This window comes from Candidatus Villigracilis saccharophilus (assembly GCF_016711665.1).
On record NZ_JADJSO010000059.1, the window covers coordinates 55,593 to 69,690 of the forward strand.

A 14,098-nucleotide genomic window follows, 5' to 3' on the forward strand; every position below is an offset into this window, starting at 1 on the left:
AATTAAATTTACCTTCGTAAAATGACGGCTGTATTATCTTCATATAGAATACGCCAGTCATAATCGACCTTCAAGGTTTGCCCTAGCTGGGAATTGGATGGGATGATAACCCATGTGATGATATATTTATTAAAAAATATATCATCCCATCCATTTGAAGTTGAAATAATCTGTTCATATTCCTTTGTGAGCTTCTCTCCATAAAAATCAGTCTGCCCGTCAATAAACACCAATTGATCAGGCCATTCACGGTAAAGCAGATAACCGCCCCAGGTAAAGGAATTGAATACATTGCCCTTTTGAGGATTTTCTTCTAGCCAGTTTACTGCATTTACTGGGAAAACTGCCGGGTCGTATTGATTTCCCACCTTCCCTGTGTCCAGTTTTACACCGTGCGCGAAGGCGAATGCAAGTAGTAGCACGCTTATCACTGGAAAGAGTATTCCGCGAAGCTGGCTTTCGATCGTTGATATATTCCTATCCTGTCGTGCAAGGAAGGATGATTTTTCTGCTGAAGCTTGGATAAGCCTGCCAAGCATGGGGGTAGTAACAATTGCAAAGAGAGGAATGTTTCGCGCGCTGTAAAGTGCCATGATTGTCCATCCTGCTATCAGGATGGACTCTCTTAATTTTAGTTTTGCGCCTTGCCCAAGTGAAAATAAAAAAAATGCCAACGTCAGCAGGAATGGCCAAGTGCCGGCAAGATGAAAATTGGGCGACATGTATTCGATTGTATGATCTACAAGATATGTATTGCCAATATAGCCAACACTGGTTGTCCAAAGTTTATAGCCTGATGGGTTGATAAAAGTGACCGCAAAGGAAGTAGCGCTGATGATGAAAAGTGATTTCCCAGTTTCTTTATCTCCCTGTCCATGAAAAAGATCCCATAACCATTCCGTGATATAAGCCCCCAAGACGACAAAGCCCGCAATGAACGCGCCGTGCGTGTTTGCCCAGATTAGCATGAGAAGCGGGAAAATCCAAATTCGGAAAAATTTCTTTTCCACTACATGCTCGAGTTGATAAGACCAGATCGCCAAAAATAGCATTGTGAAAATATGCGGGCGTGCCAGTGTGTGTAAACTGGAGGTCATCGCTGCCCATAAACTTGCAAACAATGCTATCAGGCGGAAAGCATTACGTGTGATAAGTTCACGGTATGTGAGGGTAAAGGTCAAGGCTATTAAGACGCTGGTCAGAAGTACGACCCCGCTTAATCCCATACTGGAATGAGCGCCGCTAAAAAGAACCTGCGCCAGCCATTCGTGTGGCACAAGTTCTTCGCCTTTCATCGTATATGAAAACAGGTCATGTGTAGGTATGATTTTATTCGTAATAATGTATTTGCCGATTGTAATATGACGTCCCAGGTCACCGTCTAAATTGAAAAGTTCAGGTCCGTAAAAGGCAACTGCCAAGAGAATGCTAATAAAAAAAATATCTTGAAATCTAGGCAGAAAATAAGCAAACAGCGAAGATGTTTTGTTATTTTGCATATGTCCATTTTAAACGCAAAATGGGCGATTGGTTCGCCCATTTTGATATTCATTTTTTCTATTCACCTAGGTAATCGCGCAATTTCCTGCGGATCGAGGGATGCCTTAATCTGCTTAATGCCTGCGCTTCGATCTGGCGGACACGTTCACGGGTGACACCCATTTTGCGGCCCACTTCTTCGAGGGTATAGGCTTGTCCGTCGAGCAGGCCGTAGCGCAATTGCAGGATACGGACTTCACGAGGAGGCAGACCATTCAACACTTCGCCGAGGTGTTCCTTCAACAAGTTGTATGTGGCGGTCTCGTCAGGCGGGGGAGCCTCGTCGTCTTCAATGAAATCGCCGAGCACAGAATCTTCTTCATCATCTGTCGGGGTTTCCAGTGATAGCGGACGACGCGCGACCTGGATCATGTTCTCGATTTTCTTGGGCGGTACATCCAATGCGATCGCCAATTCGTCCACACTGGGCTCGCGTCCCAGCCGTTGGGTGAGTTGATGCTGAACGCGCAGGAGCTTGTTGATCTGATCGCCCATGTGAACGGGCACGCGGATGGTGCGTCCCTGGTCAGCGATGGCGCGGGTAACGGCCTGGCGGATCCACCACGTTGCGTAGGTGGAGAATTTATGCCCACGGCGATAATCGAATTTTTTCGTGGCGCGGATCAAGCCAATATTGCCTTCCTGGATCAAATCGAGGAATGGCACGCCGCGCCCCATATATTTCTTGGCTACAGAGATCACAAGGCGGGAATTGGCGGTGATAAGATGTTCACGCGCCCCCCAGCCGTCTTCGATCGAGTGGCGCAGATCAAGCCTGTGTTTGGGAGTGACATTTCCCTGGGCTAGTTCCTCGCGCGCGGAGCGGCCGCGCTCAATGCGCTGCGCGAGTTGTACTTCTTCGACCGCAGTCAACAGAGGTACGCGGCTGACTTCTTTGAGGTACAAGCCGATGGTATCGTCAGTGTCGATGTTGGCAAGATAATCGTCAAGCGAAGGGTCGATCTCCGGCTCTTCTACTTCACCGCTTTCTTCAACAGCAACAAGTTCGTCCTCTGTTGGTTCAGGTGTGATGGTATCTTCCTGAAACGGAATCCCAGCACTCAAGAGAGCGGAAAAGGCTTCTTCAAGCTGCTCAACATCCTGCTCAGCCTCAGGGAAGAAGTGCAGGATATCATCCAATGTTACATATGACTTTTGGCGGCCCAGTTCCACGAGCCGCGCTATGGCAGGAAATTCTTCTTCGTCGTCAACGATCAATATTTTTTCTACATCCATTTATGCTTCCAACTTTCAGGGATTTTTCCAACAAAATCAGGATACACGTTTTCACATTCAAAAGCAATACCCTGTCGTTTTTTAGATGATTTGCAATGTGTTTGTATTACTCGGACAAACGTCGTCCAATTCAACTTGGTATATTAAAATGATGATTGTTCCTGTATAAACCCTTTATGGTGTTGGGGTTACGGTTACTTCCAGTGTGGGAGTGGGCAAATAGGGAGGAGTCGCTGCGAGTTGTACCAGAGAGTCTATTCCGCTTAAGTCCACGATCATCATTTTGTCTTTATCCAGGCGGACATAATATCCGCTATTTGTGGGGGTGCTGTCTCCGACCTCAAGCGTATGTTTTTTTCCATTTGCGAACTCCAAAGAAATCACGTGGGAGGGTGTATCAAGCCCGAAAATAGCCGGGTCTGAATCAACTTCAGAAAGGATCTCCAAAGCCGATAATTGAGTTGCCGCCGCTTCAGCCAAACCTTGATCTGCTTCGGCTTCCCTGGGCAGTTCCAGTGCCCAGATATTTTCTGCATTCCGTAGCAATTTAACAGCTTCTCCCTCTGCAGGGGCGACCTCAATACTGGTCGGATTGCCCTCGACACTCGCAGAAAATAGATAACTTGGTCCGCTTACAGGAGTTGCTTCTGCCGCGGCGGTTTCTTTTTGACGGTTGATGTAAACTGCGGCGGCGACCAATCCAATGAAAATCAATACTGTGATCCACGTGCCGGCGTTGAATTTAGCTTTGACTGGTTTTGGCTTATACGCTTCCTGTTTCGGCTTGCTGACAGTTCTTTTTTTCGGTGTGTCTGTTGTTTTCTTTGCTGCCATGCTTTAACCTCTCTTGCGGCGCGTGAGCCACGCGGATATGCCTGCGAACACGATCAAGCCTGGCAGCACGATGATTGAGAATATCAAGATGATCACCAGTGCCACAGGTGACGGCGCGACAAAGGAGCGGGTGATTGGCGTGCGCGGTGTGATGTTAAGCAAGTTTTCCTGTTCGGCTGCCCAATCCACTGAATTGACGAAAATATTTCCATTTCCATAAGCGTCAAAATTCTCGTCAATGGCGAAGAGCGAATTTCCGAATACAACCACTCTTCCCTTGGTGGTTGTGTTTTCACCAGCTACTGCCATATTGAGCGGACCTTGGAAATCAACGCCTTCATTGAATTCTGCGGAGCTGTCAGCGCCCAATACGGTTTCTCCCCACGAGTTATCAGCGGTGAGGATCAATGGCATGAGCTGAACATCCGTTACCGGCGTTTCTGCCATGCCAATACTGCGAGCTTGGGGCAGGATGACAGAGTATTTCGAGCTCAAGTTTTGGGTGATGGGATGCGCAGAACTAAATGCTGCAGAAACTGCATTCAACGGCTGCTGTGTGGACAGGTCAACGATAATGTCATTCTGCAGGGTGATGCCCCAATCTTTCGCGAGATAATCAGCAAGCGGGTCGGGCGAATCGCCAAACTCAGTCAGGAGCAGGGAATTTTCCATGACGAAAAGAGAACCGCCGGCATCTACATATTTTTCAATAAATTTACTTCATCTTTTGAAAGCGGTTTTTTTGGTCCCGCGATGATGATCGAAAGCGCGTCTTCAGGGATGTTATTTGTGACCAGCAGGTTAAGGGTATTGACGGTGTAGTTCTTGCTTTGTAATGTGCTTGATGCGATCGAGAAACTTAAGTCCGTTCCCGCTTCAATTCCTGATTCGCCATGACCTTCAAGAAAATACACAACCCGCGGATCAGGGTTGATCAAGCGGATTAAGGTGGTGGTCAATTCTGTTTCGCTGACGTTTGCCGCGATCTCTTTACGCTCTCCCATGGTCAGCATGATCTTTCCGTCACCGGTGATGCCTGCGGTGCGCGCAGAAACCGGGTCAAGATCGGGGTCTACAAAGCGAAAATCGAATTTCCCGCTGCTGTTGGCTTTGAAATCCTGCAGGATCTGCTGGGCATTGGTTGAATCCAGACTGGCGGAAAAGAATGCCGTTGCTGTAACATTCTCGGGCAGGGTTGCGAGCGCCTGCAAAGTTTCTGGCGCGAGCGTGTGTGATTTATCTTCGGTCAGATCCCATGATTTGGGATTTTGATAAACAATGTAATTTGCCACAAAGACGATGCCGACAAATGCCACGGTCATGATCAATGAATTCGAACCGTATCGTGCCTGACGACCAGTAAAGAAGCGGCGTACTTTGTCGGGCGCCATGAATGCGTATGCGGCTAATCCAAGGATCAATACGCCTGCGCTGATCTGTAATGCGAGGTTGAGCGTGTCAGGATTTTGCGGCGTGAACATTTGCAGCGCCACGAGTCCTTTTGTGACGCCGAGCAAGCCCGTTGAAAGACAGGCGATACTTGCGACAATCAGGCCGATGAAGGCGTATTGCGCAATTGGTTTTCTCTTTTTCTCTTCCATTAGCGCCATCTCCGAATCTCAATTGCGGTGGTGCCGACGAACAAGCCCAACGCAGTGATACTAATGTAATAGGCCAGATCCCCCAATTGGATGACACCGACATTCAGCGTGTTATAGAAGTGGGATTTCATATCCAAATAGGTGAAGACATCGCCGCCAGCGGGGACAACACTGGCGGGGAACCCAACCAGCCACCATAAAAACACGAAGGTGATCAGTGTGACGAAGAACGCGGCGATCTGATTGCTGAATACGGCAGAAATGCCCACGCCGATACCCAGGAATGCGGCGGAGAGCAGGATCACGCCAAGATATGCCGATAACATTACGCGCAGGTCAATGCCCGGCGACACCAGATTATTTAAAATGATGGGAAAGACCAGCGTCACAGCAATTAGTGATAGAAGATATAAAAATGCTCCCAGCCATTTGCCGATGACCAATTCCGCGTCGCGCACCGGTGCGGTCAGCATTAATTCCATTGTGCCCATGCGGGTCTCATCTGAAATCAGGCGCATGGTTAAGGCGGGTACGGAAAGCACCAGCATGAAAACAAATGCGCCGGTAATACCGCTGATATCCGGAGCCTGGCCAAAGTTTTGGAATGAGTTTTGTGCGAAGAAGAAAACATTCAGTCCAAAGATGATGCCCAGTACAAGCAGGATGGCAAACGCCACCACGTAAGCGATGGGACTGTTATAGTAATTGTCGTATTCGCGTTTTGCGATCGTCCAAATATTTCTCATGGAATTCCTCTTTATTTCTTTTTGGAATCGGCGCCAGTGAGTTCGAGGAAGATCTCCTCAAGGCTCATTCCAAGCGGACGTAGTTCAAGCAGTTCATAGCCAGCGCTAATGACCTGTTTGGCCACCTCAGGGCGTACGTCTTTGCCGGAAGCGAATTCAAATTCCACAGTACCGTCGGATTTGGTTTCCACGCCTTGCACACCTTTTACTTTTTTAACAGTGGCGGCGAGTTCGTCTGATTCGCCCCGCACGCGGATAATGACCCGTTCGGCTCCGATCAGGCGGGCTTGCAGGTTTTCAGTTGTATCTTCTGCGACGATCTTGCCCTTGTTGATGATCAACACACGGTCGCAGATATTTTGCGCTTCGTTTAAAAGATGTGTGGAAAGTAAAACTGTCCGATCTTTACCGATCTCGCGGATCAACGCACGGACTTCCACTACCTGACCTGGGTCAAGGCCAATGGTTGGTTCGTCGAGGATCAAAACTTCTGGTCTGTGCATTAACGCTTGCGCCAGTCCGACTCTTTGGCGCATGCCTTTAGACAGATTGCCAATATATCCATTCGATCGGTCGCTCAAGCCGACCATATCCAAAACTTCATCAACTCGGGCGTCCACATTTGGGATCTTTCTCAGGTCGCCCATGAACTTTAAATAATCAAAAACTACCATGTCCGTATAAAGCGGAACCGTCTCGGGCAAATAGCCCACACGTTTGCGAACCTCAAGCGACTCTTCCACCACGTCGTATCCAGCCACGATGGCTTCACCATCCGTGGGTGGCATGTATCCCGTCAGGATGCGCAAGGTGGTGGTTTTTCCGGCGCCGTTGGGGCCGAGGAAGCCCACGATCTCACCCTGTTGGGCGTCGAAATTTAGATTATGAATGGCGCGGCGCGCGCCGTAGTCCTTGGTAAGACCACTGACTTTGATCATTGCATCTCCTTGCAATTAAATTGATAAATGGGTTTGTGGCAAACAAAAAACACAGCCCGGGGGCGGTGCCTTTTGTTTTCTGCCGCTGATTACTATACAATATTCAGACTCGCAAAGTCAAGCGGGTAATCTTTCTCTAATCTAATACTAATATTCGAGGCACTCAGCTATAATTGATTTATGACCACACTCCTTTACCAAACCGATTCTTACCTAAAAGAGTTTTCAGCGATCATTACCGCAGTAGATGCCGAAACTCGCGCCGTTGTGCTTGACCAGTCCGCTTTTTACCCTGGCGGAGGCGGGCAGCCCTGTGACTTTGGAACTTTGGAAGTCGCAGGTGTTATGTATCCTGTGGAAAAGGTGAAGAAGCAGGGCGATGACGTTTTGCATTTTCTTGGCGGCACAGAACCCCTGCCAGCTGTCAACTCCGCTTCGCACGGGACTTTGGACTGGGCACGGCGATACCAGTTGATGCGCACCCATACAGCTCTGCACATCCTGTGCGGAACGGTTTTCCGTGATCACGGGGCAAAGGTCACTGGTGGTGATATGGATCCGCTCAAGGGGCGCATGGACTTTGAATTTGAGAATATGCGCGCAGAGCTGGTCAATGCCATCGAAACAGCGACCAATCTCGAGGTCCAGCAGGGACGCGATATACGGGTGAAGATCCTTCCCAGGGACGAAGCATTCCAGATCCCAGACTTGATCCGCACGAAGATCAACCTGCTTCCAGAAGGCATCATGCAGGTGCGGACAGTTGAGATCGTTGGACTGGATCTGCAAGCCGATGGCGGTACCCATGTGAAGAACACTTCTGAAGTTGGCAGAATAAAAGTTGTCGATTATAAAAGTAAAGGCGCGATCAACAAGAGGATTTATATTGAAATTGAATAATCGAGGCATTGCTTTATAATCCATCAGGTTTTGACATGATGTTCAATTTGGAAAATATAAGGAGATATAAATAGACATGAAACTGAATAAATTATCCATCCTGCTTGCTGTTATTGCCTTGTTCATTTCAACCCTGGCATGCGCCTTCGGCGGCGGGGAACCCACACTTAGCAATGTCCGCACTGCCAAAGATGAGGACGGCGCTCAGCCCTCGTCGGTCTTTGGGTCAAACGAGACCATTTATGCGGTGAGTGACCTTTCAAATGGCGTAAAGGGGAACGTGGTTCTTTCCCGATGGTACGCTGTGGATGTTCCTGATGTCGAACCGAATTTTTTGATCGATGAAGTTGATATTACGATCGAAGAGGATTCTTTCACAGGTACGATCTTTTTTAATTTTGATCCACCTGAGGGCGGCTGGCCCGTTGGAACATATAAGGTTGAGATACTCTTCAACAATGTTCTGATCACCAGCGCAGAATATAGCGTTCAATAATTACTGAATAGTACCAAAAAGATCCGCCTGCATGATAGGGGTGGATCTTTTTTGAAAATTCTGAATGATACTGGGAGGTTATTGTGGATTATAAAAAGCTTGGCAGGACAGGTTTAAAAGTTTCCCCTCTGTGTATGGGTACTATGCAATTCGGCTGGTCTGTGAACGAATCGGATACACATAAAATACTTTCTGCAACACTGGATGCTGGCATTAATTTTATTGATACTGCGGATGTTTATTCCAAGTGGGTGGTCGGTAACCCGGGCGGTGTTTCTGAAACCTTCATTGGGAATTGGATGAAACAGAATAAGATTCCGCGTGACCAGATCGTTCTGGCTACAAAAGTGCGCGGTGAAATGGGAAAAGGCCCGAATGATCAAGGCTTGAGCCGTGTGCATATCGTGAACGCAGTTGAGGCATCCCTGCGCCGTTTGCAGACAGATTATATTGATCTGTATCAGTCCCACTGGACTGATGATGACACTCCAGTTGAAGAAACCTTACGAGCCTTTGATGATCTGTTGAAGCAGGGCAAGGTCCGTTATGCTGGCGCGTCTAATTATGCTGCGTGGGAGTTGATGCAGGCGCTATGGACTTCGGATAAAAATAATCTTGTGCGCTATGATTCGATTCAGCCGCACTACAACCTGCTTCATCGCGATGAATTCGAGCGTGAGTTGCGTGCTGTTTGCGTGTCTTATGGGATCGCAGTGATTCCCTACAGTCCGCTGGCGGGTGGATTCCTGACGGGCAAGTATAGAAAGAACGCGCCATTACCTGAAAGCAAACGCGCGGAAGGCCGCAAACGTGAAATGACTGATAAGAATTTTGCATTAATCGATGAAATGGAAGTGATCGCATTACGCCATGAGGCAACCATTTCGCAAATTGCGCTTGCGTGGATGCTGGCTGATCCCATCATTACCAGCCCCATTATTGGGGCAACCTCTATTGAGCAATTGGAAGAAAACCTGGGTTCGTTGAAGGTGAAGTTGGGTGAAGACGAGATAGCTTCTCTCAACAAGTTGACCGCATGGACTGATGCGGACGAATAAACGGACGAGGAAAATATGCGTTCAAAAATGAAATGGGTCATTCTGTTCTTACTGGTTTTAATTGTTGCAGGATTGTATTTGTATCCTATTCCGCGCGTGCCTTTTAACGAGGTATATGCAAAGGCAGAAGAGTCTGAATCGGTTTCATTATCTGCGTTTCGCATTAACTATCCGCCGAGTTTGTTGGAAGTAAATGGCGTGGAGTGGGAATATCTTGCAATGGGTGAGGGAGAAGAAACGATCCTCTTTCTGCATGGCATGACCGGCGCGTATGATATTTGGTGGCATCAACTTGAAGCGCTTCAATCTGATTATCGCGTGATTGCAGTGACATATCCAGCAGTGAATACGCTTGCTGAATTGGACGCAGGTGTAATGTCCATTTTGGAAGCCGAGGGCGTGGATAAATTCAATGTGGTGGGGACATCCCTTGGCGGATACTTCGCGCAATATTTGGTCGCGCATCACCCTGACCGAATCCTGCGTGCTGTTTTCTCGAACACTTTCCCCCCGAATGATCTGATCGCCGAAAAGAATAAGACAATTGGGACGGCATTGCCATTCCTGCCCGAATGGTTGGTGATCGATGTGCTGCGCGGCAGTTTTGCAAGCAGTGTATATCCAGCTTCGGGTAACGATGAACTGACTTTGGCTTTTCTAAACGAGATCAGTTATGGAAGAATGAGCAAGGCGCAGGTGGTGGGACGTTTTCACTGTGTAGTTGAGAAATTTGAAGCGCCAGATTTGAATACGCTCGGAATCCCCGTACTGATCGTTGAGGCAGATAATGACCCGCTGGTTGAGTTGGCTTTGCGTGAACAATTGAAGGCGGTTTATCCAACCGCCGAAGTGCAGATCTTTTCAGGAGTTGGTCATTTTCCGTATTTAAATCGAGCATCGGAATACACAAAAATACTTGCAGATTTTCTTGTCAAGCCGCTTAAGTAAATCCAAAAAAATGGAAGACCAACGTCTTCCATTTTTTTACTCCAATCTAAACACGTTTGACACTTCCGCGGGGATAGCCAGCGGACGGCCAGTTTTTACATCCACAAAGACCCAGTCTGTTTCTCCTTTGACCAAAACTTTCCCGTTCGCTTTTCTGATAAATTCATATTTGCGGAGCGACCTGACACGGCGGATATTTTCCACCCAGGTTTTGATCTCAATTTCCTCGCCAAGAAATGCGGGCAGGAAGTATTCGATTCTATGTTCGCGCACCACCCAGGTTGAGTCTGCTCCCTGTGCTGCGATTCCACCGATGGATGCATAATGCTCGACGGCAATGTCCTGCATCCATTGCACATACATCACGTTGTTGACGTGGCTGTTTTCGTCAATTGCGGACTCAGGAACGATGAGTATTTTTGAGTAAACGGGGGAGGCGGGACTCATATCTTAATGTTGGTGTGTGGAAATTGCATCCTGTATGTCGCAATACAATAACTTTTGTCCGCCACAATCACATTCCAACTGCAAAGTCGCATGGCGGATGTTGTACTTGTGTGCGAGGATTTCATTCAGGTTGTGTTGAATCGGCGATCCCGCGCTGACCAGCACGTCGTCTGTGACGATGTGGGCGGAGAGAGCGCGCAAGTTCTCGTTGATGCTCCACACGTGCAGATCGTGAATATCTCGCACGCCTTCCACGTTGAGCAGGTCAGTGACCATTGCGTCCATGTTTATGCTTTCAGGAGTGCTCTCCAATAAAATGTGAATGGACTGACGCAGAATGCCCCACGCGTTCCATAAAATAAATGCGCCGATCAAAACGCTCACCAGCGGATCGAGCCAGTTCCAATTCGTGAAGGCGATGATGATGCCAGCGATGACCGCACCAAGCGTGGATAGCACATCTCCCATCAAATGCAGGAACGTGCTGCGTAAGTTTAGATCGTGTTCGCTCCCGCTTTTGACCAGCCAGGCTGTACCTGCATTGATCAAAAATGCCAAAGCACCGACTCCGATCAGGATCGCCGAATCAACTTCGGGCGGAGCCAGGAAGCGATGCCAGGCTTCGTAAAAAATCCCAAGCGCGATCAAAACCAGTGTCGTCGAATTCACCAGCGCGACCAGGATTCCAACACGATGATAGCCAAAAGTTTTTTCTGAATGGGCGGGCTGTGTGGCAAGTTTTACGGCATACCAGCTTAAGCCGAGCGCGATGACATCGGTAAAATTATGCGCCGCATCGGTCAGCAGGGCGAGGCTGTTGCCTAAGATGCCTGCGGCGATCTCAACGATCACGAACGCAGCTGTTAGTCCAAGCGAAAGGGCAAGGCGTTTGGTGGTCTGGTTGGCGAGGTCGCCGATATGTGAGTGATTGTGCTGCATGTCGACATTATAAAGTGACAGTCACCTTTTGGGTGACTGTCACTTTGGTTGTTATACCCAGCCCAGTAATCTTGCGATGCTTGCAGTGAGGAAAGTGACAATGATCGCTGTGCCGAGAGTCATCACCACGCTCAAGGTTGCCCATTTCAGTGACTTGGTTTCTTTATAAATGGTCATGATCGTTGTGGCGCAAGGATTATGCAGTAGCGCGAACAACATCAGGTTGACCGCCGTCAGCATGGTCCAGCCGTTGCCGTTTACGAGCAGGTCGAAAATTTCGGTGTTACTGGTGGGTCCGTTGATCATCATACCTGCGCCCATGTAAACCATCATCATGGTCGGGACGACAATTTCATTCGCGGGAATGGCGATGATGTATGCAAGGATGATCACGCCATCAAGTCCCAATAACAATCCAAATGGATTTAACCAATCTGCGATTGCGCGCGCTAAATTTGAATCGCCAATGGTTATGTTGGCTAAAACCCAAATGAGCGCACCCGCGGGAGCAGCGGTTTGCATGGCGCGCCACAATACAAAAATGGTGCGGTCAATAATGGATGTGTATAAAATGCGGCTGACATTCGGTCTGCGGTAGGGAGGCAGTTCCAATGTGAATGCGGATGCTTCGCCTTTCAAGACGGTTCTGGATAAGACCCACGAGGCGATGAATGTGAACATCACACCGATCAACACCACGCCGACAACTGTTGCCGCAGCGATCAGGGAGGTCAAGGCTGGGGGGAAGGACGCTGCCACGAAAACAGTAGCAAGCATAATTAAAGTCGGGAAGCGCCCGTTGCACGGGACAAAGTTATTGGTCAGGATGGCGATCAATCTTTCACGCGGAGAGTCGATCACACGCGTTGCGATCACGCCTGCCGCGTTGCATCCGAAGCCCATTGCCATGGTCAGGGATTGTTTGCCGTGTGCGCCTGTTTTCTTGAACATCCAATCCATGTTGAATGCCACGCGCGGCAGGTAGCCGAGGTCTTCTAAAAATGTGAAGGCGGGGAAGAAGATCATCATCGGCGGCAGCATCACACTGACAACCCATGCCAGTCCGAGATAGACCCCATCCCAAAGGAAGCCTGTGATCCACCACGGCATTCCGATTTGATTAAAGAGCGCGCGTCCATAATCGCCGATGCCAAATAACACAACTGCGATCCACCCCGAAACCACATTCGCGCCTGAAACTGTCAGCCAGATGATCAGGCCTAGCAGTAGCAGCATAATGGGTAAACCCGTATATGGTGATGTGACGAGGCGGTCTATCTTTTGATCGAAATCATATTTTTTATCCGTTGTACTCTTTACCGCGCGCTTCGCAATATTTTCAGCTTCTGTATAAAGTGACTTCACGATCTCATCTCTAAACCCTGTGGAGAGATTGTTTCGTAAAGATTCTGCTTTTGCTAATATGTCGTTTGGTTGTATATTATTCATTTGATACCTCATAAAAAGTGTCGATGTGTCGTAGTGTCAAAGGTGTCATTGAACAGCGACACTTTCGACATATTATTACTTTGACACTTACTTTCCTACTTTCTCACTGCCTTCCTTCAACTGACATCTTGCCGCTGAACTGTACATCCGCGCGTTGTTGGCGTGAGACAATATCGCCCAACTCGCCCGTGGAAAGTGCTTTCTGCACCCGCGCATCGCCGTCCAGTAGACGTATCGCAAGCCAGCGTGCGTTTGGAATGCCAGGTGCCATTTCTTCGATCATCGGTACGAGTTCGTTTACGGCTTTTTGGAATTCGGGTGTGCCGCTCACGCGCAAGGGTTTGGTCACTATATTTCCTTCGATCACATCTGCGACAGCACCCAGTAAAGTATGAATCCCTTCGCCTGTTCGGGCGGTGATCGCAATCGCTGGGATGCCCAGATCGCGGCTCAAGGAACGCGGATCAACCTCGAGCCCTTTTCTTTTTGCTTCATCCATTAAGTTGATGGCAACCACAACATTCTCTGTGATCTCCATAACCTGTAAAACAAGATTTAAATTTCTTTCCAACGAGGTCGCGTCCGTCACGACGATGGTGCAGCTTGGCTGTCCAAAAAGTATAAAATCACGCGCCACCTCTTCATCTTGCGAAGCTGAAAGCAGTGAATACGTTCCAGGCAGGTCAACCAGCTTGTAGCGCATCTTGTTGAATTCAAATCCACCTTCTGCGCGAGTCACTGTTTTTCCAGGCCAATTGCCTGTATGCTGCTTTAAACCAGTCAGCGCATTAAATAAAGTGGATTTTCCTGTGTTCGGGTTTCCAGCCAGCGCGATCACACGGTCGAAATCGCCAACTTTGATTCCCATCTGCTCCAATTGCGTGAATGCGGGGCAGGTTTCGCAATGTTCGGTGGGGAGTACGGTTTTAGTGTTTGTCATTTTTCCTCTTATCTGTCATTGCGAGGT

At 48.5% G+C, this 14,098-nt stretch carries 15 protein-coding genes; 4 read left to right on the forward strand and 11 right to left on the reverse strand.

Translation table 11 applies throughout. The features are described 5' to 3' along the window. Positions 1-8: 8 nt before the first annotated feature. The 7 genes from IPL17_RS18790 to IPL17_RS18820 form a co-directional block, all read right to left on the reverse strand. Positions 9-1,499 (reverse strand): hypothetical protein, encoded by a 1,491-nt coding sequence (locus IPL17_RS18790; RefSeq protein ID WP_345308615.1) that lies wholly within the window; start codon positions 1,497-1,499, stop codon positions 9-11. Positions 1,500-1,557: 58 nt separating this feature from the next. After that, on the reverse strand, positions 1,558-2,775 hold the full coding sequence (locus tag IPL17_RS18795) for a sigma-70 family RNA polymerase sigma factor (RefSeq protein WP_345308616.1): 1,218 nt from the start codon (positions 2,773-2,775) through the stop codon (positions 1,558-1,560). Positions 2,776-2,949: 174 nt separating this feature from the next. Beyond that, positions 2,950-3,609, reverse strand: a complete 660-nt coding sequence (locus tag IPL17_RS18800; protein ID WP_345308617.1) for a DUF4340 domain-containing protein — start codon at positions 3,607-3,609, stop codon at positions 2,950-2,952. A 3-nt stretch (positions 3,610-3,612) separates the two neighbouring features. Then, positions 3,613-4,281 (reverse strand): hypothetical protein, encoded by a 669-nt coding sequence (locus tag IPL17_RS18805; RefSeq protein WP_345308618.1) that lies wholly within the window; start codon positions 4,279-4,281, stop codon positions 3,613-3,615. 23 nt (positions 4,282-4,304) lie between these two features. After that, positions 4,305-5,210 (reverse strand): GldG family protein, encoded by a 906-nt coding sequence (locus IPL17_RS18810; protein WP_345308619.1) that lies wholly within the window; start codon positions 5,208-5,210, stop codon positions 4,305-4,307. Beyond that, positions 5,210-5,956, reverse strand: coding sequence for an ABC transporter permease (locus tag IPL17_RS18815; protein ID WP_345308620.1), 747 nt, complete (start codon positions 5,954-5,956; stop codon positions 5,210-5,212). Before IPL17_RS18815 ends, IPL17_RS18810 begins: the two co-directional genes overlap by 1 nt. A gap of 11 nt (positions 5,957-5,967) precedes the next feature. Next, positions 5,968-6,894, reverse strand: a complete 927-nt coding sequence (locus IPL17_RS18820; protein ID WP_345308621.1) for an ATP-binding cassette domain-containing protein — start codon at positions 6,892-6,894, stop codon at positions 5,968-5,970. Between the two features lie 180 nt (positions 6,895-7,074). Here IPL17_RS18820 and IPL17_RS18825 point away from each other — a divergent pair, with 180 nt between their 5' ends. From IPL17_RS18825 to IPL17_RS18840, 4 genes are all read left to right on the forward strand, one after another. Beyond that, a complete protein-coding gene (locus tag IPL17_RS18825) occupies positions 7,075-7,794 on the forward strand; it encodes an alanyl-tRNA editing protein (protein ID WP_345308622.1) in 720 nt (239 codons plus the stop codon). Between the two features lie 76 nt (positions 7,795-7,870). Next, on the forward strand, positions 7,871-8,290 hold the full coding sequence (locus IPL17_RS18830) for a hypothetical protein (protein ID WP_345308623.1): 420 nt from the start codon (positions 7,871-7,873) through the stop codon (positions 8,288-8,290). Positions 8,291-8,373: 83 nt separating this feature from the next. Further along, positions 8,374-9,348 (forward strand): aldo/keto reductase, encoded by a 975-nt coding sequence (locus IPL17_RS18835; protein ID WP_345308624.1) that lies wholly within the window; start codon positions 8,374-8,376, stop codon positions 9,346-9,348. Positions 9,349-9,363: 15 nt separating this feature from the next. Next, positions 9,364-10,296: an alpha/beta hydrolase gene (locus tag IPL17_RS18840; RefSeq protein WP_345308625.1), complete on the forward strand. Its 933-nt coding sequence runs from the start codon at positions 9,364-9,366 to the stop codon at positions 10,294-10,296. 36 nt (positions 10,297-10,332) lie between these two features. Here IPL17_RS18840 and IPL17_RS18845 read toward each other — a convergent pair whose 3' ends face one another. The 4 genes from IPL17_RS18845 to IPL17_RS18860 form a co-directional block, all read right to left on the reverse strand. Continuing rightward, on the reverse strand, positions 10,333-10,743 hold the full coding sequence (locus IPL17_RS18845; RefSeq protein WP_345308626.1) for an acyl-CoA thioesterase: 411 nt from the start codon (positions 10,741-10,743) through the stop codon (positions 10,333-10,335). A 3-nt stretch (positions 10,744-10,746) separates the two neighbouring features. Further along, positions 10,747-11,682 (reverse strand): cation diffusion facilitator family transporter, encoded by a 936-nt coding sequence (locus tag IPL17_RS18850; RefSeq protein ID WP_345308627.1) that lies wholly within the window; start codon positions 11,680-11,682, stop codon positions 10,747-10,749. A gap of 51 nt (positions 11,683-11,733) precedes the next feature. After that, positions 11,734-13,131, reverse strand: coding sequence for a nucleoside recognition domain-containing protein (locus IPL17_RS18855; RefSeq protein WP_345308628.1), 1,398 nt, complete (start codon positions 13,129-13,131; stop codon positions 11,734-11,736). Between the two features lie 103 nt (positions 13,132-13,234). Next, entirely contained in the window at positions 13,235-14,071 is an 837-nt protein-coding gene (locus IPL17_RS18860) for a FeoB small GTPase domain-containing protein (RefSeq protein WP_345308629.1), read from the reverse strand. Between the last annotated feature and the right edge of the window lie 27 nt (positions 14,072-14,098).